At 44.8% G+C, this 21,569-nt stretch carries 19 protein-coding genes, 2 tRNA genes and 2 rRNA genes; 4 read left to right on the forward strand and 19 right to left on the reverse strand.

Annotation, left to right across the window (positions count from 1 at the left end; translation table 11 throughout):
- Positions 1 to 45: 45 nt before the first annotated feature.
- The 11 genes from P4S58_RS13545 to dusA form a co-directional block, all read right to left on the reverse strand.
- Positions 46 to 2,934, reverse strand: a 23S ribosomal RNA gene (locus tag P4S58_RS13545).
- Between the two features lie 317 nt (positions 2,935 to 3,251).
- Positions 3,252 to 3,327 (reverse strand) — tRNA-Ala (locus P4S58_RS13550).
- 39 nt (positions 3,328 to 3,366) lie between these two features.
- Positions 3,367 to 3,443: transfer RNA gene (locus P4S58_RS13555), tRNA-Ile, on the reverse strand.
- Between the two features lie 66 nt (positions 3,444 to 3,509).
- Positions 3,510 to 5,052: ribosomal RNA gene (locus P4S58_RS13560) — 16S ribosomal RNA — on the reverse strand.
- Together the 16S and 23S rRNA genes with 2 tRNA genes alongside form the textbook arrangement of a ribosomal RNA operon.
- A 642-nt stretch (positions 5,053 to 5,694) precedes the next feature.
- Positions 5,695 to 6,447: a phosphoadenylyl-sulfate reductase gene (locus tag P4S58_RS13565; RefSeq protein ID WP_102967336.1), complete on the reverse strand. Its 753-nt coding sequence runs from the start codon at positions 6,445 to 6,447 to the stop codon at positions 5,695 to 5,697.
- The gene (cysI, locus tag P4S58_RS13570; RefSeq protein WP_337164272.1) at positions 6,440 to 8,188 is read right to left on the reverse strand and encodes an assimilatory sulfite reductase (NADPH) hemoprotein subunit; all 1,749 of its coding nucleotides are present in this window, start codon (positions 8,186 to 8,188) and stop codon (positions 6,440 to 6,442) included. Before cysI ends, P4S58_RS13565 begins: the two co-directional genes overlap by 8 nt.
- The gene (locus tag P4S58_RS13575) at positions 8,188 to 10,041 is read right to left on the reverse strand and encodes an assimilatory sulfite reductase (NADPH) flavoprotein subunit (protein WP_337164273.1); all 1,854 of its coding nucleotides are present in this window, start codon (positions 10,039 to 10,041) and stop codon (positions 8,188 to 8,190) included. The genes cysI and P4S58_RS13575 overlap by 1 nt, the downstream gene beginning before the upstream one ends.
- Positions 10,042 to 10,132: 91 nt before the next feature.
- Positions 10,133 to 10,369 (reverse strand): hypothetical protein, encoded by a 237-nt coding sequence (locus P4S58_RS13580; protein WP_042490298.1) that lies wholly within the window; start codon positions 10,367 to 10,369, stop codon positions 10,133 to 10,135.
- Between the two features lie 142 nt (positions 10,370 to 10,511).
- Entirely contained in the window at positions 10,512 to 11,177 is a 666-nt protein-coding gene (locus P4S58_RS13585; RefSeq protein WP_443089013.1) for a TIGR04219 family outer membrane beta-barrel protein, read from the reverse strand.
- Positions 11,178 to 11,262: 85 nt separating this feature from the next.
- Positions 11,263 to 11,472 (reverse strand): envelope stress response protein PspG, encoded by a 210-nt coding sequence (gene pspG / locus P4S58_RS13590; RefSeq protein ID WP_042490308.1) that lies wholly within the window; start codon positions 11,470 to 11,472, stop codon positions 11,263 to 11,265.
- A gap of 178 nt (positions 11,473 to 11,650) precedes the next feature.
- Complete coding sequence (dusA, locus tag P4S58_RS13595) at positions 11,651 to 12,658, reverse strand: tRNA dihydrouridine(20/20a) synthase DusA (RefSeq protein WP_337164277.1); 1,008 nt, start codon at positions 12,656 to 12,658, stop codon at positions 11,651 to 11,653.
- A gap of 401 nt (positions 12,659 to 13,059) precedes the next feature.
- Between dusA and zur the strand changes: the two genes are divergently transcribed.
- Together zur and P4S58_RS13605 are read left to right on the forward strand one after the other, a co-directional pair.
- Positions 13,060 to 13,509, forward strand: a complete 450-nt coding sequence (gene zur / locus P4S58_RS13600; RefSeq protein ID WP_042490291.1) for a zinc uptake transcriptional repressor Zur — start codon at positions 13,060 to 13,062, stop codon at positions 13,507 to 13,509.
- A gap of 26 nt (positions 13,510 to 13,535) precedes the next feature.
- Complete coding sequence (locus P4S58_RS13605) at positions 13,536 to 13,997, forward strand: chemotaxis protein CheX (protein ID WP_042490288.1); 462 nt, start codon at positions 13,536 to 13,538, stop codon at positions 13,995 to 13,997.
- A 105-nt stretch (positions 13,998 to 14,102) separates the two neighbouring features.
- Here P4S58_RS13605 and pgi read toward each other — a convergent pair whose 3' ends face one another.
- The gene (gene pgi, locus P4S58_RS13610; RefSeq protein WP_042490286.1) at positions 14,103 to 15,755 is read right to left on the reverse strand and encodes a glucose-6-phosphate isomerase; all 1,653 of its coding nucleotides are present in this window, start codon (positions 15,753 to 15,755) and stop codon (positions 14,103 to 14,105) included.
- 294 nt (positions 15,756 to 16,049) lie between these two features.
- Here pgi and P4S58_RS13615 point away from each other — a divergent pair, with 294 nt between their 5' ends.
- Entirely contained in the window at positions 16,050 to 16,469 is a 420-nt protein-coding gene (locus P4S58_RS13615) for a secondary thiamine-phosphate synthase enzyme YjbQ (protein ID WP_102964735.1), read from the forward strand.
- 120 nt (positions 16,470 to 16,589) lie between these two features.
- Here P4S58_RS13615 and P4S58_RS13620 read toward each other — a convergent pair whose 3' ends face one another.
- Positions 16,590 to 18,002, reverse strand: a complete 1,413-nt coding sequence (locus tag P4S58_RS13620) for a replicative DNA helicase (protein ID WP_042490282.1) — start codon at positions 18,000 to 18,002, stop codon at positions 16,590 to 16,592.
- A 353-nt stretch (positions 18,003 to 18,355) separates the two neighbouring features.
- Between P4S58_RS13620 and P4S58_RS13625 the strand changes: the two genes are divergently transcribed.
- The gene (locus P4S58_RS13625; RefSeq protein ID WP_102955683.1) at positions 18,356 to 19,120 is read left to right on the forward strand and encodes a DUF481 domain-containing protein; all 765 of its coding nucleotides are present in this window, start codon (positions 18,356 to 18,358) and stop codon (positions 19,118 to 19,120) included.
- Positions 19,121 to 19,189: 69 nt separating this feature from the next.
- Here the strand turns inward: P4S58_RS13625 and rplI are convergent, their stop codons facing one another.
- The 6 genes from rplI to P4S58_RS13655 form a co-directional block, all read right to left on the reverse strand.
- Positions 19,190 to 19,639 carry a 50S ribosomal protein L9 gene (rplI, locus tag P4S58_RS13630; protein WP_042490280.1) on the reverse strand — a complete coding sequence of 150 codons (450 nt, stop codon included), beginning with the start codon at positions 19,637 to 19,639 and terminating at the stop codon, positions 19,190 to 19,192.
- Positions 19,640 to 19,671: 32 nt separating this feature from the next.
- The gene (gene rpsR, locus P4S58_RS13635) at positions 19,672 to 19,899 is read right to left on the reverse strand and encodes a 30S ribosomal protein S18 (RefSeq protein ID WP_042490278.1); all 228 of its coding nucleotides are present in this window, start codon (positions 19,897 to 19,899) and stop codon (positions 19,672 to 19,674) included.
- A 15-nt stretch (positions 19,900 to 19,914) separates the two neighbouring features.
- Complete coding sequence (priB, locus tag P4S58_RS13640) at positions 19,915 to 20,217, reverse strand: primosomal replication protein N (protein WP_102943069.1); 303 nt, start codon at positions 20,215 to 20,217, stop codon at positions 19,915 to 19,917.
- Positions 20,218 to 20,225: 8 nt separating this feature from the next.
- Positions 20,226 to 20,603, reverse strand: a complete 378-nt coding sequence (gene rpsF, locus P4S58_RS13645; RefSeq protein ID WP_042490275.1) for a 30S ribosomal protein S6 — start codon at positions 20,601 to 20,603, stop codon at positions 20,226 to 20,228.
- Between the two features lie 195 nt (positions 20,604 to 20,798).
- Positions 20,799 to 21,275, reverse strand: a complete 477-nt coding sequence (gene bfr, locus P4S58_RS13650; protein WP_042490273.1) for a bacterioferritin — start codon at positions 21,273 to 21,275, stop codon at positions 20,799 to 20,801.
- 104 nt (positions 21,276 to 21,379) lie between these two features.
- Positions 21,380 to 21,568, reverse strand: a complete 189-nt coding sequence (locus P4S58_RS13655; RefSeq protein WP_042490272.1) for a (2Fe-2S)-binding protein — start codon at positions 21,566 to 21,568, stop codon at positions 21,380 to 21,382.
- Between the last annotated feature and the right edge of the window lies 1 nt (position 21,569).

The following is a 21,569-nucleotide window of genomic DNA, read 5'->3' on the forward strand; positions in this document are numbered from 1 at the left end:
CAATTCTGTTCTTGCTTTGAGCCCACAAAACCCCTTGGGTGTTGTATGGTTAAGCCTCACGGGCAATTAGTACAGGTTAGCTCAATGCCTCACAGCACTTACACACCCTGCCTATCAACGTTCTAGTCTCGAACAACCCTTTAGGACACTTAAAGTGCCAGGGAGAACTCATCTCAGGGCTTGCTTCCCGCTTAGATGCTTTCAGCGGTTATCAATTCCGAACTTAGCTACCGGGCAATGCTACTGGCGTAACAACCCGAACACCAGAGGTTCGTCCACTCCGGTCCTCTCGTACTAGGAGCAGCCCCCTTCAATTCTCCAACGCCCACGGCAGATAGGGACCGAACTGTCTCACGACGTTCTAAACCCAGCTCGCGTACCACTTTAAATGGCGAACAGCCATACCCTTGGGACCGACTTCAGCCCCAGGATGTGATGAGCCGACATCGAGGTGCCAAACACCGCCGTCGATATGAACTCTTGGGCGGTATCAGCCTGTTATCCCCGGAGTACCTTTTATCCGTTGAGCGATGGCCCTTCCATTCAGAACCACCGGATCACTATGACCTGCTTTCGCACCTGCTCGAATTGTCATTCTCGCAGTCAAGCGGGCTTATGCCATTGCACTAACCACACGATGTCCAACCGTGTTTAGCCCACCTTCGTGCTCCTCCGTTACTCTTTGGGAGGAGACCGCCCCAGTCAAACTACCCACCAGGCACTGTCCTCGACCCGGATAACGGGTCTGAGTTAGAACATCAAACATACAAGGGTGGTATTTCAAGGACGGCTCCACACAAACTAGCGTCTGCGCTTCAAAGCCTCCCACCTATCCTACACATGTAGGTTCAATGTTCAGTGCCAAGCTGTAGTAAAGGTTCACGGGGTCTTTCCGTCTAGCCGCGGGTACACTGCATCTTCACAGCGATTTCAATTTCACTGAGTCTCGGGTGGAGACAGCGTGGCCATCATTACGCCATTCGTGCAGGTCGGAACTTACCCGACAAGGAATTTCGCTACCTTAGGACCGTTATAGTTACGGCCGCCGTTTACCGGGGCTTCGATCAAGAGCTTCGACCGAAGTCTAACCCCATCAATTAACCTTCCGGCACCGGGCAGGCGTCACACCGTATACGTCATCTTACGATTTTGCACAGTGCTGTGTTTTTAATAAACAGTTGCAGCCACCTGGTATCTGCGACTCTCATCAGCTCCATCCGCAAGGGACTTCACCGTCAAGAGCGTACCTTCTCCCGAAGTTACGGTACCATTTTGCCTAGTTCCTTCACCCGAGTTCTCTCAAGCGCCTTGGTATTCTCTACCCGACCACCTGTGTCGGTTTGGGGTACGATTCCTTATAATCTGAAGCTTAGAGGCTTTTCCTGGAAGCATGGCATCAATGACTTCACTACCGTAGTAGCTCGACATCGTGTCTCAGCCTTAAAGAGAGCCGGATTTACCTAACTCTCAAGCCTACGCACTTGAACCTGGACAACCGTCGCCAGGCCCACCTAGCCTTCTCCGTCCCCCCATCGCAATTGTAAGAAGTACGGGAATATTAACCCGTTTCCCATCGACTACGCCTTTCGGCCTCGCCTTAGGGGTCGACTCACCCTGCCCCGATTAACGTTGGACAGGAACCCTTGGTCTTCCGGCGAGGAGGTTTTTCACCCCTTTATCGTTACTCATGTCAGCATTCGCACTTCTGATACCTCCAGCATGCTTTACAACACACCTTCAACGGCTTACAGAACGCTCCCCTACCCAATACAATAAATCGCATTGCCGCAGCTTCGGTTGATTACTTAGCCCCGTTACATCTTCCGCGCAGGCCGACTCGACTAGTGAGCTATTACGCTTTCTTTAAATGATGGCTGCTTCTAAGCCAACATCCTAGCTGTCTGAGCCTTCCCACATCGTTTCCCACTTAGTAATCATTTGGGACCTTAGCTGGCGGTCTGGGTTGTTTCCCTCTCCACGACGGACGTTAGCACCCGCCGTGTGTCTCCCGGATAGTACTTACTGGTATTCGGAGTTTGCAAAGGGTTGGTAAGTCGGGATGACCCCCTAGCCTTAACAGTGCTCTACCCCCAGTAGTATTCGTCCGAGGCGCTACCTAAATAGCTTTCGGGGAGAACCAGCTATCTCCGAGTTTGATTGGCCTTTCACCCCTAGCCACAAGTCATCCGCTAATTTTTCAACATTAGTCGGTTCGGTCCTCCAATTGATGTTACTCAATCTTCAACCTGCCCATGGCTAGATCACTCGGTTTCGGGTCTATATCCAGAGACTAAACGCCCAGTTAAGACTCGGTTTCCCTACGGCTCCCCTATACGGTTAACCTTGCCACTGAATATAAGTCGCTGACCCATTATACAAAAGGTACGCAGTCACCCCACGAAGAGGCTCCTACTGCTTGTACGTACACGGTTTCAGGTTCTATTTCACTCCCCTCACAGGGGTTCTTTTCGCCTTTCCCTCACGGTACTGGTTCACTATCGGTCAGTCAGGAGTATTTAGCCTTGGAGGATGGTCCCCCCATATTCAAACAGGATATCACGTGTCCCGCCTTACTCGTTTTCACTCAAAATGACATGTCGGTTACGGGGCTATCACCCGGTATCGCGATACTTTCCAGAATCTTCACCTGTGTCATTAAAAGCTTAAGGGCTAATCCAATTTCGCTCGCCGCTACTTTCGGAATCTCAATTGATTTCTTTTCCTCGGGGTACTTAGATGTTTCAGTTCTCCCGGTTCGCCTCATTAACCTATGTATTCAGTTAATGATACTCACTTATGTGAGTGGGTTTCCCCATTCGGAAATCGTAGACTCAAGTGGCTTTTACTGCCTTATCTACGCTTATCGCAAGTTAATACGTCCTTCATCGCCTCTGACTGCCAAGGCATCCACCGTGTACGCTTAGTCACTTAACCATACAACCCCAAAGGGTCTTTCGTATGGCAAACAACCAAGGTTTAGTTGTCTCTCATTATTTGAATGAGCGAGAGACATTTCGATTTTGCCGGACTCAAATATCAATACTTACTTATAAAGTAAGATTCCCAAGAACACTTGAATGTGTATTGGTACCTAAATGACTGAGTCATCTAGGATTTGAGAACTTTTAATAGTTAATAATTAATCAAATTATTAACTGTCAGCTTTCCAAATTGTTAAAGAGCAAGAGTTTTTATAAACAAAGAGTTTACGAAAACCATTTTTAAAAGCACTCATCGAATGCGCTTAAAGATGGTGGAGCTATGCGGGATCGAACCGCAGACCTCCTGCGTGCAAGGCAGGCGCTCTCCCAGCTGAGCTATAACCCCATCAGGTGTCGATACTGTTCAATCTTCACAAGGAAAGATTGGTGGGTCTGAGTGGACTTGAACCACCGACCTCTCGCTTATCAGGCGAACGCTCTAACCACCTGAGCTACAGACCCAGTATCGTCTCTTTACTTTCTAAACCTAATCAATCTGTGTGGACACTCATCAAGAGAATCTTTACGTAAGGAGGTGATCCAGCGCCAGGTTCCCCTAGCGCTACCTTGTTACGACTTCACCCCAGTCATGAACCACAAAGTGGCAAGCGTCCTCCCGAAGGTTAAACTACCTGCTTCTTTTGCAGCCCACTCCCATGGTGTGACGGGCGGTGTGTACAAGGCCCGGGAACGTATTCACCGTGACATTCTGATTCACGATTACTAGCGATTCCGACTTCATGGAGTCGAGTTGCAGACTCCAATCCGGACTACGACGCACTTTTTGGGATTCGCTTACTCTCGCAAGTTCGCTGCCCTCTGTATGCGCCATTGTAGCACGTGTGTAGCCCTACTCGTAAGGGCCATGATGACTTGACGTCGTCCCCACCTTCCTCCGGTTTATCACCGGCAGTCTCCCTGGAGTTCCCGACATGACTCGCTGGCAAACAAGGATAAGGGTTGCGCTCGTTGCGGGACTTAACCCAACATTTCACAACACGAGCTGACGACAGCCATGCAGCACCTGTCTCAGAGTTCCCGAAGGCACTCCCGCGTCTCCGCAGGATTCTCTGGATGTCAAGAGTAGGTAAGGTTCTTCGCGTTGCATCGAATTAAACCACATGCTCCACCGCTTGTGCGGGCCCCCGTCAATTCATTTGAGTTTTAATCTTGCGACCGTACTCCCCAGGCGGTCTACTTAACGCGTTAGCTCCGAAAGCCACGGCTCAAGGCCACAACCTCCAAGTAGACATCGTTTACGGCGTGGACTACCAGGGTATCTAATCCTGTTTGCTCCCCACGCTTTCGCATCTGAGTGTCAGTATCTGTCCAGGGGGCCGCCTTCGCCACCGGTATTCCTTCAGATCTCTACGCATTTCACCGCTACACCTGAAATTCTACCCCCCTCTACAGTACTCTAGCTTGCCAGTTTCAAATGCTATTCCGAGGTTGAGCCCCGGGCTTTCACATCTGACTTAACAAACCACCTGCATGCGCTTTACGCCCAGTAATTCCGATTAACGCTCGCACCCTCCGTATTACCGCGGCTGCTGGCACGGAGTTAGCCGGTGCTTCTTCTGTCGCTAACGTCAAATGATGCTGCTATTAACAACACCACCTTCCTCACGACTGAAAGTGCTTTACAACCCGAAGGCCTTCTTCACACACGCGGCATGGCTGCATCAGGCTTGCGCCCATTGTGCAATATTCCCCACTGCTGCCTCCCGTAGGAGTCTGGACCGTGTCTCAGTTCCAGTGTGGCTGATCATCCTCTCAGACCAGCTAGGGATCGTCGCCTTGGTGAGCCATTACCTCACCAACTAGCTAATCCCACCTGGGCATATCCTGACGCGAGAGGCCCGAAGGTCCCCCTCTTTGAGCCGAAGCTATCATGCGGTATTAGCCATCGTTTCCAATGGTTATCCCCCACATCAGGGCAATTTCCCAGGCATTACTCACCCGTCCGCCGCTCGCCACCCGAGAAACAAGTTTCTCTGTGCTGCCGCTCGACTTGCATGTGTTAGGCCTGCCGCCAGCGTTCAATCTGAGCCATGATCAAACTCTTCAATTTAAGATTTTGTCGGCTCAACGAATACTGACTTCAAAACTGTTTTTACTCGAAAGTAAAAAGTAATTTTAAAGCTATTACCATTCCAACAGAACGGTAATGAATTGACTGTGCCAAATAACCGAAGTTATTTGTATTGGTCACTCAGTTCATTGAAACCTAAGTTGCTTTGTTACTAGAACAAAGACTTAACTTTGATTTTCATCAACGAGTGCCCACACAGATTGATAGGTTTAAATTGTTAAAGAGCTTTCTACCGTTCTTAGTGACTTAGGTCACTTCGGAAGAGGCGGCCATTCTAGCTGGAAATTAATTCGTGTCAAACACTTTTTTAATTTTCTTTTTTGGCCTGTTGAAGCGGCTTAGTGGCTTGCTAGCCCTTGCTGCGTCAACGAGGAGGCATTATAGGGATCCAAATCACACTGGCAAGTATTATTTTGCAAAAAATACAAAAATAATGCTTAACCGTAGAAAACATCGCCAAAGCCCTATTTATCCAACTTTACCCAAAAGTTGAATACAAGTTATCCACAGAGTTATCCTTTTTGTTGCTTATCCAGTCGCTGATCAGGCTTAATAAAAAAGCTGCGATTGCAGCTTTTTTATTGGTAGATAGAAATTAACTAATTAAAACGGACGCTTTTCTTAGTTGTTATCTTCATGAAGACCACATTCTCGCTTCAAGCCGAAGAAACGAGTTTCCTCTTCTGCCATTCCAGGCTCCCATTTACGAGTTGTGTGTGTATCACCAACCGATAGGTAACCTTGTTCCCAAAGAGGATGATATGGAAGGTCATTATCTTTTAGGTAATAGTGGACATCTTTATTCGTCCAATCGATAACAGGGAGAAACTTAAACACGCCATTTTGAACCGCTAATATAGGCAACGTTGCTCTAGATTGAGATTGCTCTCGGCGCAAACCTGAAAACCAAACTCCGACAGACAGTTCTTCTAAAGCTTTGCGCATTGGCTCTACTTTATTAATACGGTTGTATTGTTCGATCCCTTCTACACCCTGCTCCCAAAGTTTACCAAAACGCGCTTCTTGCCATGCAGGCGTCAGTTCAGACTTATAGATTTGCAAATTCAGATTCAAACGCTGAGTTAACTCATCAATAAACTGATAGGTTTCTGGGAACAAGTAGCCTGTATCCGTCAAGACAATAGGCACATCAGCTTTAATACTCGATACAAGATGTAGCATTAAAGCTGCTTGAATGCCAAAACTTGAAGATACTGCATGAGTGCCCGGCAAGTTTTCGAATGCCCATTCCACACGTTCTTGAGCGGTTAAGCTTTCGAGATAAGCATTAACTTCAGCAAGACGAAGTGTTTGTTCCACTTTTGTCAGAGTGAGCAGTTCTGACAAATCAGGCACAGAGGCAGTATCAAGCATAAAAGTCCCTCTTAGATACAACTACCTCTTGAATGATTCCAGCTCGGATAGTGAAATCGCCAAAGCCTTCACCTGCTTCACGCTCTTTCGACCAGCGTTCCACTAACTGATCGATCTCTTCTAAGATCTGTTTCTCAGTGATGTTCTCTTTATACATCTTAGGAATTCGCGTACCCGCTCTGTTACCACCGAGATGCAAGTTATAACGACCAGGCGCTTTACCCACCAGACCAAGTTCCGCCAACATCGCACGGCCACAACCATTTGGACAGCCTGTGACACGCAAGATGATGTTGTCTTCTTTTGGTAAATTGTGTTTTTCTAGAATTCCCTCAACATCAGTAACAAAAGAAGGAAGGAAACGCTCAGCTTCCGCCATTGCAAGCGGACACGTTGGAAACGCCACACACGCCATTGAGTTCTTACGCTGCTCGCTGACAGAGTCATCCATCAAACCATGTTCACGCGCAATCTTCTCAATCAGCTCTTTTTGATCTGCCGGAACACCCGCAACAATTAAGTTCTGGTTAGCAGTCATGCGGAAGTCACCTTGGTGAATCTTGGCAATCTCAGCAACACCCGTTTTTAGGGGTTTACCTGGATAATCAAGTAAACGGCCATTCTCTATAAATAGAGAAAGGTGGAATTTGCCATCGATACCTTCTACCCAACCAATACGGTCACCACGCTCAGTAAACTCATAAGGACGGCTTGCTTCAAACTGAATTCCAGCCCTCTTCTCGACTTCAGCTTTAAATACATCAACACTCACACGATCTAATGTGTATTTGGTTTTCGCATTCTTACGGTTTGAACGGTTACCCCAATCACGTTGAGTTGTCACCACTGCCGCTGCTACGTCTAGTGTTTTTTCTGCTGGAATATAACCTAAGTCATCCGCACGACGAGGGTAAGTAGACGTATCACCATGAGTCATGGCTAGACCGCCGCCCACCAGCACATTGAAGCCCACCAGCTTGCCGTTATCAGCAATAGCGACAAAGCTAAGATCGTTAGCATGCACGTCAATGTCGTTATGAGGTGGGATCACAACCGTTGTTTTGAACTTACGAGGAAGATAAGTGCTTCCGAGAATAGGTTCTTCGTCCGTTGTTTCTACTTTCTCACCATCTAACCAAATTTCCGCATAAGCACGAGTTTTTGGTAGTAAATGTTCACTGATTTTCGCCGCCCATTCATAAGCTTCTTGATGCAACTCAGATTCAACAGGGTTAGACGTACATAATACGTTTCGGTTTACGTCGCCCGCGGTAGCAATTGAATCAATACCAATACTATTGAGTGTCTGATGCATCAGCTTAATATTGGGTTTTAATACACCATGGAACTGGAAAGTCTGGCGAGTCGTCAAACGAATACTTCCATACATAGTGTGTTCAGTGGCGAATTTGTCGATAGCTAGCCATTGCTTAGGCTGGATAATACCGCCAGGCATACGAGCTCGAAGCATCACATTATGTAGTGGCTCCAGCTTTTGCTTAGTTCGTTCGTTGCGAATATCACGATCGTCTTGTTGATACATACCGTGGAAACGGATGAGCTGGAAGTTGTCTGCTGTGAATCCGCCAGTGATACGATCTTGCAGATCTTGCGCGATCGTGCCGCGTAGAAAATTACTTTCTCTTTTTAAACGCTCGTTATCCGACAGAGGGCCAAGCACTTCGCCCAATACTTCTTGGCTACCATTGTTACTATTTTTAGTGTCAATCTTAGTGCTCATTAGTAAACATCCCTTTGGTAACGTTTCGCTTTGCGAAGTTCATTCAAATACTCTTCTGCCTTTTCACGAGTCAGGCCGCCTTGCTGCTCAGCAACAATAACTAGTGCTTCATGGACATCTTTCGCCATACGAGTCGCATCGCCACAGATATAGATATACGCGCCTTCTTGAAGCCACTGCCAGACTTGTTCTGCTTGCTCAAGAATGCGGTGCTGAACATAAACTTTTTCATGTTGGTCACGGCTAAATGCCACATCCAAACGACTCAAAGCACCTGACTTCAGATATTTCTGCCACTCTACTTGATACAAGAAATCTTGAGTGAAAGTACGGTCACCGAAGAACAACCAGTTCTTACCTTCTGCTCCACGGTTTTCACGCTCTTGGATGAAACTGCGGAATGGTGCAATGCCAGTACCCGGACCAACCATGATGATCGGTGTAGAGTCATCCTGTGGCAGTTTGAAGTTGTTATTGTGTTCGATGAAAATTTTAACTTCATCGCCCTCTTCCAGTCTGCGACCTAAGAAGCTAGAAGCTCCGCCTTGGCGAACTTCTTCACCTTGTTCGTATTCAACGATACCAACAGTCAAATGCACTTCTTCATCCACTTCGGACTGGCTTGACGCAATAGAATAAAGACGAGGCGTCAAACGACGTAGCAAAGAGATTAGCTCTTCAGCTGAGAGCTTGGTTTGATTCTCTTTTAAGACATCAATAATTTGAGTGTTTGATGAGTACTCACGAAGTTTATCTTTGTCTGCGACCAGAGCTTGTAGCTTTTCACTGCCCGATAGCTCAGCAAACTTAGTGATGAACTGAGGATTTGCTGCAGTGATTTCATATTTACTGACCAGAGCGCTATGAATAGAAAGACTTTCTCCATCAACATCCACACTTTCAACGCCTGATAAGCCTACGGCTCCTGCTACAGCGCTCGCCAATTCTGAACTGTTCTCATACCAAACGCCTAGGGCATCACCCGGCTGATAAGTCAAACCTGAGCCTTCTAAATCAATTTCAATATGACGAACGTCTTTTCCTGAATCGCGACCTGTGATTTTTTGGCTAGTCAGTAAGGTTGCTGTATACGGATTTTGTTTTGTGTATTGAGAGTGAGAGACTGACGTCTGACCTACTGGCAGTTGCACTACTTCAGCTTGAGTACTTGCCAACGATTCTTTGACAATTTCAATGACTTTAGCTCGCCACTCTGCTGCAGGCTGATCGTAATCAACGTCACAGTCAACTCGGTCGATAAAACGTTTCGCGCCTAACTTTTCTAGGAATGCATCGAAGTCTTTACCCGTCTGGCAGAAAAACTCATAGCTGGAATCACCCAAACCAATCACACCATATTCCAAATTCGGCAGCTTTGGTGCTTTCTTTGATTGTAGAAATTCATGCAACTCGAGAGCATTATCTGGCGCTTCACCTTCACCGTTGGTTGAAGCGACGAAAATAACGTGCGTCTCTTTGGCTAAGTCTTTGCCTTTGTAATCACTTGCGTCAAACAGACGAACTGCAACACCAGCAGCTTGCGCCTCATGCTCAAGCGCTTCTGCAACACCTTTTGCATTACCCGTTTGCGAAGCATAGATGATGGTTAACTGGCTATCTGGTTTAGCAATAGCAAATGCTGAAGGCTGAGTAAGAGGTGAGTTCGTTGTCACTGATTGAGATTGACTTAAACCCCAAAAATAACCGCTCACCCACGCTAGTTGCTGAGGTGAAAGTTGTGAAACCGTTTGTTGCAGCTGATTTAACTGCGAGTCGTTTAGCGGGCCAGTTAAACTAACCAGCTCTTTTGGTATGGTATTTCCTGAAGACATTGTCACGACTTCCTTATTCATTGCGTGACGATAGATTAACCACTCTCCTTAATAACAAGAAAGAATAGAAGAGAATGTTTTATAACTTTTTGGAAGTAAGAAGGTTAAAAACTCAATCTCTGGTTGATTCCACCCTGACTTGTTTGAAACCTACCGCCATCGCCGATTTCGATGCCAGGTCCAAATCTGCATAGTGGCATTCTTCACCGCTGGCATTTGTTAGCAGAACAAAACCACCCGCTTGATGGCGAAATTCTACTATCCACGAGCCTTCGTGAGCGGAGGGCTCTATGATCGCCTCCACCAGCATCTTCTCACGATACAAGTTTCTCAGTTCCGCGATTGTCATTCCCTATACTCTCACCTAGCTAAGTCCACTTCTTAAGCATGGCTCAATTATGATGAAGTACTAAATAACGATGAGAAATAATTTCTAACGGCTAGATGTAAAAAAAGCCACGTCGTGCGGGGCTTTTTATTTTGAATCAGGGTTAAAACTTAAACTGAGTGCCTAGGAACCAACCGTCTGCGAACACATATGACATTTTGTTGTTCGGGGAAGCGGTCGCTAAATCGGTGAATTCAAGGTCAATCACTCGATAGCCGCCGCGGAAAGAAAGATCGCCCTCAGCTAAAGGCACAACATACTGAACCCCAGCAATCACATCCGAACTCTTTATGCCGTCACTATCACCAAACTCAAATTGACCAATGATGTCGAAATTGGTTTCCGGAACAGAGATTTCAGCATGTGCATACCAGTTAAACGTCAGATCATCGAACGAGTACTTCTGCCCATCTGTTGCTTTATATTCACTGTTCGCATACTGGGTCATCGAAATGCCCGCATCGAACGTCATCAAATCACGCTCTAAGATATTGTAATAGAAGGTGTAGTCGAGTTTATCGTAAGAAGCATAGTCGGCATCCATATTGGTATACCTAACACTAACATTAGGCAAATACGGTAGCTGATGCTCGAACGCCAAATTCAAGACAGGAGAGTTCGCGTCATCACGACGTGTATTATCAATTTTAGTACTTGGTAACCACATATCAGCGGCAACGTTCACCCCAACAGGCGAGTTGGCACACCAAACAGGAGCCGAGCCTATCATGAGTAGAGAAGTAAATACGGCTACGATAGGTTTGTTCATCCTATGTTTGCTCCAAAAATTTTCACTAACGAATAAACGTGATACTAGCATATTCCCTATGCGGGAAAACGCATATTCATAAGAATTAACGTGGCGCTTTATCTCCCTGACGAAAAATCCACACAATCACTGCAATCGCCAATATCCAAGGTAACAGTTTAATCGCCATGCCAAACATACCGAGCACCAGCATCACTAATAAAGATAAGCCAATCGCGGCAAACACACTCATAAGAGTTAGCCCTGTCACCAGCAATGTCGCCACAAAAACCAATATAAAGATAATCTCGAACATCATTCACTCTCCTTTTAGCTATGCTTTTTTCATCATGCTGCAGAAGTATTAGCAGTATTCATTCCAAGTTTATAAAAGATGTAATTAGCTGAATTTAAAAAATAAAAAAGCCAACACATCAAAGACTGTTGGCTCTCAATAAAATTTAGAGGTAAAAATCACTAACTAGTGGTGAGATTTACACACCCAAATCTTGGTATGGGATTTTGGCTAAAGCGGCTTCAACAACTTCAATACCAGCTCCAGCCTTGTGTGCATTTTCACTGATGTGACGGCGCCATTGACGCGCACCCGGCATACTTTGGAACATACCAAGCATGTGGCGAGTAATGTGACCAAGATAAGCGCCTTGTGATAATTGCTGCTCAATGTATGGGAACATTTCAAAAATCACTTCAGAACGTTTCTTAACTGGTGCATCTAAACCGAATATCTGTTGATCAACTTCAGCCAGAATATAAGGACTTTGGTACGCTTCTCGGCCAATCATTACACCGTCTAAATGAGCTAAATGCAGTTTCGCTTCTTCCAGACTTTTCACACCGCCATTGGTAGCGATGTTTAAGTGAGAGAAATCTTTCTTGATTTGATATGCGCGGTTGTAATCCAACGGTGGAATTTCGCGGTTCTCTTTCGGACTCAATCCACTCAGCCAAGCTTTACGAGCATGAATCGTAAACTGCTCACAGCCACCTTTCTCTGACACTATGAAGATGAAATCTGTCAGAAACTCATACGAATCTTGATCATCTATGCCAATGCGTGTTTTTACCGTCACAGGTACATCAACAACCTCTTTCATCGCAGCAACACAATCTGCAACCAACTGAGGTTCAGCCATTAAGCACGCACCGAAGCGACCATTCTGAACACGGTCTGACGGGCAGCCAACATTGAGGTTAATTTCATCATAGCCACGCTCTTGAGCCAGCTTTGCACAATGGGCAAGATCAACCGGGTTTGAACCACCGAGTTGCAGCGCTACTGGATGTTCTTCTTGGTTATACGCAAGAAAATCACCTTTACCGTGAATAATCGCACCGGTAGTCACCATTTCGGTATACAACAGAGTTTGCGATGTCATGAGTCGGTGGAAGTAACGACAATGGCGATCCGTCCAATCGAGCATGGGAGCGACTGAAAGGCGGTTAGCTTTATATGTTGAAGTGTCTTTAGCAATAGTCATGATTTATATCGAATTCAGATACCGTGATGAAATACTTCGCTAGCAGAAGTTAGCTGCCAGCCCAGTCAAAAATAGAACGAATTTATACGCTTACATTAATGACCGAAGATAGCGTGCAAAACGGTTCCTTCGCTTTACATCTCAGAGAGCGGCGATTATACACACAGAGCGGAGAAATTCATAAAAAAGCTAGCTAACGCTCTCGATGTAGCGTCTGAAAAGTGCAAATTATGTCAACGAGCTCAACGAACAGTTGTTATATAGTATCGTTTTTTGGCGATATAAGGTAAGTTACCGCTAATTCGTTTTTTATCGATACACCATGTTCTTCAAGCGTCATTATTTTAAGAATGCGCTTTATTCACTAAGAAATGGTATATCATTACTAAAGTCCAAAGATTATGGTGATAGAATTGGACACTAAGCTAACTAAGCAAGTAGAAGAAATTTGTGCAGCACGAGGAGTCAGACTGACCTCTCAACGTAAGCGTGTGTTTGAGCTTATTTGTGCAAGTGAAAAAGCGTCAAGTGCTTATGAATTGCTGGACGACTTAAAAAAGAGTGAACCTCAGGCTAAGCCACCAACGGTCTATCGAGCGTTAGACTTCTTAATGGAGCAAGGCTTTATCCATAGAGTGGAATCCACAAACAGTTTTATTTCTTGCTGCTCTTGCAATGCACATAAGCATTTTTCACAACTATTAATTTGTGACCAGTGTGGTAATGTCGTAGAGCTACAAGATGATAATCTGATTGCCCAGCTGGCGAAGAATGCTGAGCAACACGGTTTTACCATTAGCAACCAAGTGATCGAATCACACGGTGTGTGTAAAACCTGTTCCTCGAAATAATTTTTTGATTCAGATAGAAGAAGGTTATGCGCGCTGAATTTGTAAATCCGTTTCTAGCGTCCTTAATGAACGTTTTAAAAACGATGGCTTCATTAGAATTGAAGCCTCAGAAGCCTCGTCTAAAGAAAGATGAGATTGCCCGTGGAGATGTCTCGGGGCTAATTGGCATGGTCGGCAGTCAAACGCGTGGCTCAATGTCTATTACATTTGATGAAAACCTAGCATTAGAAATCATGCAGAATATGTTGGGTGAGAGGCCAAATGGCCTAAATGAAGAAGTTACCGATATGGTTGGCGAGATTACCAATATGGTCACAGGTGGCGCTAAACGAATTCTGGCTGAAAGCGGCTTTGATTTCGATATGGCAACACCAGTGGTTGTCTCTGGTAAAGGGCATACGATTCGTCACAAATGTGAAGGCTCGATCATTATCATGCCGTTTTCTTCACAATGGGGTAATGCTTTCATCGAAATCTGTTTCGAGTAGCGAGCACTCAACATCCCGTTCCATTGAACTAGAAAAGGCTGATGTAAAATACATCAGCCTTTTTGCATTCTAAATGCCCATGTAAAACACAGGCTCTAGTCAATATTAGCTACGCAATGCTTTGAATGCGTTGATCAGACCGTTAGTTGAGCTGTCATGTGAAGTGATTTCAGATGCATCAGTCAACTCTGGCAGAATTTGGTTTGCTAGTTGCTTACCAAGTTCTACGCCCCATTGGTCAAATGTAAAGATGTTCCAGATGATGCCTTGAACGAAGATTTTATGTTCGTACATTGCAATCAAGTTACCTAGTGAACGAGGCGTAATTTGCTTAACCAGAATAGAGTTGGTTGGGCGGTTACCTTCGAATACTTTGAATGGAACAAGCTTCGCTACTTCTTCTGCGTTCATACCCGCTTTTTCAAGCTCAGCTTTTACAGTTTCAGCCGATTTACCAAACGCTAACGCTTCAGTTTGAGCAAAGAAGTTAGACATCAGTTTTTGGTGATGATCGCTGGTTGGGTTGTGAGTCACTGCTGGAGCAATGAAGTCACAAGGGATCATCTTAGTACCTTGGTGGATCAACTGATAGAAAGCGTGTTGACCGTTAGTACCAGGCTCACCCCAAATAATTGGGCCAGTTTGGTAAGTTACTGGGTTACCGTCACGATCTGTGTATTTACCGTTTGATTCCATGTTGCCTTGTTGGAAGTAAGCAGCAAAACGGTGCATGTATTGATCGTATGGAAGAATCGCTTCTGATTCCGCACCGTGGAAGTTGTTGTACCAAATACCAATCAACGCCAAGATCACTGGAATGTTGCTTTCAAATGAAGTTTCAACGAAGTGGTTATCCATTTCGTGAGCACCCGTTAAAAGCTCAACGAAGTTCTCGTAACCGATTGAAAGAATAATAGACAGACCGATAGCAGACCATAGTGAGTAACGGCCACCAACCCAGTCCCAGAAACCAAACATGTTGTCAGTATCAATACCAAACTCTGAAACAGCGCCAGCGTTAGTAGAAAGAGCCGCAAAGTGCTTAGCTACATGAGCTTCATCACCAGCCGATTTCAAGAACCAATCACGAGCAGAGTGCGCGTTAGTCATCGTCTCTTGAGTAGTGAAAGTCTTAGATGCAACTAGGAATAGCGTTGTTTCTGGGTTCACTTTTTTCAACGTTTCAGCGATATGAGTACCGTCAACGTTAGAAACAAAATGCATAGTCAGATGGTTTTTGTATGGCGTTAGAGCTTCAGTCACCATGTATGGACCTAAGTCTGAACCACCGATACCGATGTTAACAACATCAGTAATTGCCTTACCTGTGTAACCTTTCCATTCGCCACCAATAACGCGTTCAGAGAAAGCTTTCATCTTTTCAAGCACAGCATTTACTTCTGGCATTACATCTTTACCGTAAGCCAAAACTGGCTTGTTGCTACGGTTACGTAAAGCAGTGTGAAGTACTGCACGGCCTTCAGTTTGGTTAATAGCTTCGCCACTGAACATCGCTTGAATCGCGCCTTTTACGTCAGTTTCTTCAGCTAATGCAAACAGGTGCTTCATCGTTTCTTCGTTTACAAGGTTCTTTGAATAGTCGACAAGAATGTCGCTACCAAATTTTGCTGAATACTTAGCGAAGCGCTCACTATCTTCTGCGAACAAAGAGTTAAGGTTCATGCCTTGCACTGACTCAAAATGCGCAGTCAGAGCTTTCCAAGCTTGAGTTTGCGTTGGATTGATGTTTTTCAACATGGTATCTATCCCGATATGACTGTAGGTTTTGTTCAAACAATCTTAGCCTCTCTTCATCGATGAAGCACAGGTGATTGTTCGACCCCCGATTAATAAAAATAAAAAGTAAAAATGCTACCAACAAGAGTAGCAAAAAATGTAATTAATTTTCAGTACATAATTATGACTCAACCTTTAATCACTCGCTTTGAGTTAAGTCAGTAAAGAGCCGCCGCTAACGCCATAATTATTATCGTAAGGCGCTCACCATAACGCTAAACTATCTGTTTGCCAATTAGATTATGGAACTCGGAAATGTGGACACAAACTCATATTCATTTGCCTTCATACACTAGAGGTTTTCATTTAATAACCGACGAGGTTGAACGTCAGTTACCAGATTTGAAGAAAGTTTCAGTTGGCATTGTGCATCTGTTCATTCAGCACACCTCTGCAAGTTTAACCATCAACGAAAATGCGGATCCAACCGTACGTTCTGATATGGAACAGCACTTTAATCACTTCGTTCCAGAAAGAGCTCCATACTACGTACACACATACGAAGGTGATGATGATATGCCTGCACATATTAAAGCATCGCTACTGGGTTCAAGCATCACAATCCCAATTTCAAATGGGCGACTGGCATTAGGAACTTGGCAGGGAATCTATCTTGGAGAACATCGTAACCACGGTGGAAAAAGAAGAGTGATAGCTACCATTCAGGGCGAATAAACAAAAAAAACAGCAGGTTGATTAGCCTGCTGTTTTCTATTGCCAATAAATCATAACTATGTGATTGGGGAGAATGAGTGAAACCAATGCCCCTAGAGTTTCAAACAGGCAGGATGATGATTATTCGTTGTCGAAATCGAATGCAGGTCCCGCATAGTTATCAAATCGCGAATACTGACCTTGGAATGTCAGACGTACCGAACCGATAGGACCATTACGCTGTTTACCGATAATAATTTCAGCCGTACCTTTCAAAGCACTATCTGGGTGGTAAACCTCATCACGATATATGAACATGATTAAGTCCGCATCCTGCTCGATAGAGCCCGATTCACGTAAGTCCGAGTTAACCGGACGCTTATCAGCACGTTGCTCAAGAGAGCGGTTAAGCTGAGAAAGTGCCACCACAGGTACGTTCAATTCTTTAGCTAACGCTTTCAGTGAGCGCGAAATTTCCGCGATTTCTAAAGTACGGTTATCAGACAAAGCAGGTACACGCATTAACTGCAGGTAGTCGACCATGATAAGTGACAGACCACCACGTTCACGGGCAATACGTCTTGCTCGCGAACGCACTTCTGTAGGCGTTAGACCTGAGCTGTCATCGATATACATGTTTTTCTTCTCCATCAAAATACCCATGGTAGAAGAAATACGCGCCCAATCCTCATCATCCAATTGACCAGTACGGATTTTGGTTTGGTCAACGCGAGAAAGAGACGCGAGCATACGCATCATGATCTGTTCGGCTGGCATCTCTAGAGAGAAGATCAAAACAGGCTTGTCTTGCTCCATCGCTGCGTTTTCACATAAGTTCATCGCAAAGGTCGTTTTACCCATCGATGGACGAGCCGCGACAATAACCAAATCTGAACCTTGAAGACCCGCTGTTTTCTTGTTTAGGTCGGTAAAACCAGTGTTTACACCTGTAACACCATCTTGTGGGCTCTTATAAAGCAGTTCGATACGCTCTAGAGTCTTCTCAAGAATGTTATCGACGTTCTGAGGACCTTCATTTTCATTGGTGCGCGCTTCAGCAATAGCGAAAACTTTACTTTCTGCTAAGTCGAGTAAATCTTCTGAACTGCGACCCTGAGGATCATAACCTGCATCCGCAATCTCATTGGCGACACCAATCAGGCTACGAACCAGAGCTCGTTCTGCCACGATTTCAGCGTACGCATTAATGTTCGCCGCACTCGGTGTATTCTTAGCAAGATCCGCTAAGTAAGCAAAACCACCAACATCTTCAAGTTGCTCACGCTGCTCTAAGTATTCTGAAAGCGTAATCAGATCGAGAGGCTTACCTGCTTCAAGAATGGATTTAACTGCTTCAAAAATATGTCGATGTGGGCGGCTGTAAAAGTCAGACGACACAACACGTTCAGAAACGGTATCCCAACGTTCATTATCCAGAAGCAGACCACCGATAACCGACTGTTCAGCTTCCAATGAATGAGGTGGAACTTTGATAGCATCAACTTGTGCATCTGCAGTTTTACGATATCGATTCTCTATACGGGGTTCTGCCATTATCTTACTCAATAATTCTGGGGCCGGATTTGGCCTTAAGAGGTGAATTGCCTTAGAGCTATACCCTAAATTGCCGTTTATTATACCCAAGTCCCTTCAATATGCGAGAGCGTGGACAAATGCGCATAAAAACAAAGACCATGAGGGCATGTGTATTGCTGTCATATTCAATAAAAGCAACAACTTCTCGTTAGCAATTGGGCACTTTTCATCTTCTAATGGCGGATTTTCCTAATCTCACAGCCAGTGCTCTACTTTCAATATCCTTTGGTGCAGAATTAACGTTAATCTGACTAAAGAACCATCAGCTGCATTTATGATTTGCGGCCTATTATGATTCACCGAGGTACTCTGTGTCCAAACTGTGGCTTCTCAGTATTAGCTTGCTAGCGTTCAATGCAGCTTGTGCAACGGAAGATGCGAACAAAGATAAGGACATTGAAGTGCCCTCCCCATGGGATACCCAAGTTGAGTTTGGCTATCAAGCTCACTCAGGCAACACCACATCTGAAGCTCTGAATTCACGCCTAAAATCGGAATACACATCGGGTCGCTACCGAACTACCGGCGACTGGAAGTTTTATCGTCTTGAAAAAAACGGTAAAGAAACCAAACGTCAATCTACGTATTCGCTACAAAGTGACTATAAGCTGGGTTCAGATACTTATCTTTATAGTAGCTTCAAAGGCATGGATTCACAGTACACCGCCTATTTTAAAGACTTCACAGTGTCCGGTGGTTTGGGTTATCAGGTAGCAAACAGTAAGAACTTGTTGCTTGAAGTAGAGCTAGGACCGGGTTATCGATATCAGGAACCAAACTTAGATGAGATCGATGATGATGACATTGTGTTTCCTGATGTGGTTCAGGAACCGATTTTCCGCACCAACGTCCGGGGAAACTGGCAGGTACTGGATAATTTGAAATTTGGTATCGACATTACCCACGTCACAGGTGAAAGCAATACCATGTGGGACAGTGACATCAGCATTACCAACAATATTACCGATGACATCGCATTAAAGCTTAGCCAATCGCGCCAGTATCACGACAAAGTACCAGAAGGCTTAAGCAAAGCAGACAGTATCTTTTCGATCAACTTGCTGTTTATCTTCTAGAACATCGTATATTTCAGACATAAAAAAACACCAGCCGAGGCTGGTGTTTTTAAACTTGCGTAAACTGAATTACTCAGCAACAACTTGTAGTTTAACTTCAGCAAAAACTTCAGAGTGAAGTTGAACGCTGATTTCGAACTCACCAGTGTTACGTAGAGCGCCTTCAGGTAGACGAACTTCGCTCTTAGTTACTGCAACGCCAGCCGCTGTGATAGCGTCAGCGATATCGCGAGTACCGATAGAACCGAATAGTTTACCTTCGTCACCAGCTTTAGAAGCGATAACAACAGCTTCTAGTGCGTTAACTTGGTCAGCACGAGCTTGAGCAGCAGCTAGTTGCTCAGCAACTTTAGCTTCTAGCTCAGCACGACGGCCTTCAAACATTTCAACGTTAGCTTTAGTTGCCATAACAGCCTTACCTTGAGGGATAAGGAAGTTACGAGCGTAACCAGATTTAACGTTTACAGTATCGCCAAGACCACCTAGGTTACCGATTTTATCAAGTAGAATAACTTGCATTGCTTAATCCTCTTTCTAATAAACGGTGCCGATTACTGATGTTTGTCAGTGTATGGCAGAATAGCTAGGTAGCGAGCACGTTTGATTGCGCGAGCTAGCTGACGCTGGTATTTAGCGCTAGTACCAGTGATACGGCTAGGTACGATTTTGCCAGCTTCAGTGATGTAGTTTTTAAGAGTTGCTACATCTTTGTAGTCAATCTCTTGTACGCCTTCTGCAGTAAAACGGCAGAATTTACGACGACGGAAGAAACGAGCCATGGGCTATCTCCTGATCTAAATTTGAATAATGTTGTCGGCGTGTAGTACTAATTTCCCCAAACCATTTCGGCCGGTTTGATAAGCGACAAAGCCACTTACCTGAATACTACTGCCTTGTACTAAGTCTTGAGTTAAGATTTTTGACCGCTGCCCACTCACTACCACCGGAATTCGACAATAAACTTGTCGCGGGAAGTCAGCTTCAACCACCGTAGAGCGATGCTCTAGCCAAAAATGACAGTGTTCAACACCCGATGGACTTTGGCTTCGAATCGGAGGTTTAGCGACTGAACCACTTAACTCCATTCGATTGGTCATAAATTCAATTACTCAGCAGCTTCTTCTGAACGGTCTTCAAACTGTTCGCGACGAGGAGCACGCTCTTCTTTCGCTTTTAGCATGATTGAAGGTTCAGTGATCGCTGATTTAGTACGCATGATCATGTTACGTAGAACTGCATCGTTGAAACGGAAAGCAGTTTCTAGCTCGTCAATCACAGCTTGGTCAGCTTCAACGTTCATTAGAACGTAGTGAGCTTTGTGTAGCTTGTTGATTGGGTAAGCCATTTGACGACGACCCCAATCTTCTAGACGGTGTACTTTACCGCCAGCTTCAGTGATAGAACCAGTGTAACGCTCGATCATGCCAGCAACTTGCTCACTTTGATCAGGGTGCACCATGAATACGATTTCGTAATGACGCATTTATTGCTCCTTACGGATTATTAGCTTCCAAAGTTGGCCCGGTCATCCACAGGAAGCAAGGAACTAATGATAATTGACCGAGAATAAAGGAGCACGAATAGTACAGAATGTCAGCAGTGTTAGCAAGGGAAATTGTTGGGGATACGTGAGAATTAAATCGCTAGCGAGTATTGATTCTCGCCAGCGTTAAAGGCATTAATCTTCATCGACAAATTGCGCCTGAAGATAGTTTTCAATACCGGTTTTTTCAATCAGACCAAGCTGGGTTTCAAGCCAGTCAACATGCTCTTCTTCATCTTCCAGAATGTCTAGGAAGAGATCTCGAGACACATAATCACGAATGTCTTCTGCATACGCTATTGCGTCTTTCAAATCAGGAATCGCTGCCATCTCTAACTTGAGATCGCATTCGAGCATTTCTTTGGTATCTTCACCTATCATCAATTTACCGAGGTCCTGCAGGTTTGGTAAACCTTCCAAAAACAAAATTCGTTCGATTAGGTGATCTGCGTGTTTCATTTCATCAATAGATTCATGGTACTCCTTGTCAGCAAGATGCTTTAATCCCCAATCTTTGTACATGCGTGCATGTAAAAAGTATTGGTTTATAGCAACCAGCTCATTACCAAGAATTTTATTGAGATGTTGGATTATTATTGGATCGCCTTTCATGACAAAGCCCTCCTCTTTGGCTCTTATAACTTTAGAACCAATTAAGAGAGTGTCAAAAAAGATGTAGTGCTATGTATGACTTTCAGCCAACAAAGCGTATTTAACTAGCTCGCTTGCTGCAGTTGAATAACCTCAACTTCACTTAATATTTCTTTTGCCTGACGTACACATTTACCACACTGAGAACCCAATGGGGTGCATTGTCTGATCCCACGGATATCAGTAATACCTTGCTCAATAGCAAGCTTCTTTATTTTCTTATCAGAAATACCGTGGCACAAACAAACGTACATA

The organism is Vibrio sp. Hal054, assembly GCF_037162405.1.
GTDB classification, from domain to species: Bacteria; Pseudomonadota; Gammaproteobacteria; order Enterobacterales; family Vibrionaceae; genus Vibrio; species Vibrio diazotrophicus.

Coding starts and splice junctions, on each gene's coding strand:
- pspG (WP_042490308.1), bottom strand. CDS start 11,472: ATGTTCGAGATTATCTTTATATTGGTTTTTGTGGCGACATTGCTGGTG.
- rpsR (WP_042490278.1), bottom strand. CDS start 19,899: ATGGCTCGTTTCTTCCGTCGTCGTAAATTCTGCCGTTTTACTGCAGAA.
- P4S58_RS13620 (WP_042490282.1), bottom strand. CDS start 18,002: ATGGCAGAACCCCGTATAGAGAATCGATATCGTAAAACTGCAGATGCA.
- priB (WP_102943069.1), bottom strand. CDS start 20,217: ATGACCAATCGAATGGAGTTAAGTGGTTCAGTCGCTAAACCTCCGATT.
- P4S58_RS13655 (WP_042490272.1), bottom strand. CDS start 21,568: ATGTACGTTTGTTTGTGCCACGGTATTTCTGATAAGAAAATAAAGAAG.
- P4S58_RS13580 (WP_042490298.1), bottom strand. CDS start 10,369: ATGACAATCGCGGAACTGAGAAACTTGTATCGTGAGAAGATGCTGGTG.
- bfr (WP_042490273.1), bottom strand. CDS start 21,275: ATGAAAGGCGATCCAATAATAATCCAACATCTCAATAAAATTCTTGGT.
- cysI (WP_337164272.1), bottom strand. CDS start 8,188: ATGAGCACTAAGATTGACACTAAAAATAGTAACAATGGTAGCCAAGAA.
- P4S58_RS13575 (WP_337164273.1), bottom strand. CDS start 10,041: ATGAATAAGGAAGTCGTGACAATGTCTTCAGGAAATACCATACCAAAA.
- P4S58_RS13605 (WP_042490288.1), top strand. CDS start 13,536: ATGCGCGCTGAATTTGTAAATCCGTTTCTAGCGTCCTTAATGAACGTT.
- zur (WP_042490291.1), top strand. CDS start 13,060: ATGGTGATAGAATTGGACACTAAGCTAACTAAGCAAGTAGAAGAAATT.
- dusA (WP_337164277.1), bottom strand. CDS start 12,658: ATGACTATTGCTAAAGACACTTCAACATATAAAGCTAACCGCCTTTCA.
- pgi (WP_042490286.1), bottom strand. CDS start 15,755: ATGTTGAAAAACATCAATCCAACGCAAACTCAAGCTTGGAAAGCTCTG.
- P4S58_RS13585 (WP_443089013.1), bottom strand. CDS start 11,177: ATGAACAAACCTATCGTAGCCGTATTTACTTCTCTACTCATGATAGGC.
- P4S58_RS13615 (WP_102964735.1), top strand. CDS start 16,050: ATGTGGACACAAACTCATATTCATTTGCCTTCATACACTAGAGGTTTT.
- P4S58_RS13565 (WP_102967336.1), bottom strand. CDS start 6,447: ATGCTTGATACTGCCTCTGTGCCTGATTTGTCAGAACTGCTCACTCTG.
- rplI (WP_042490280.1), bottom strand. CDS start 19,639: ATGCAAGTTATTCTACTTGATAAAATCGGTAACCTAGGTGGTCTTGGC.
- rpsF (WP_042490275.1), bottom strand. CDS start 20,603: ATGCGTCATTACGAAATCGTATTCATGGTGCACCCTGATCAAAGTGAG.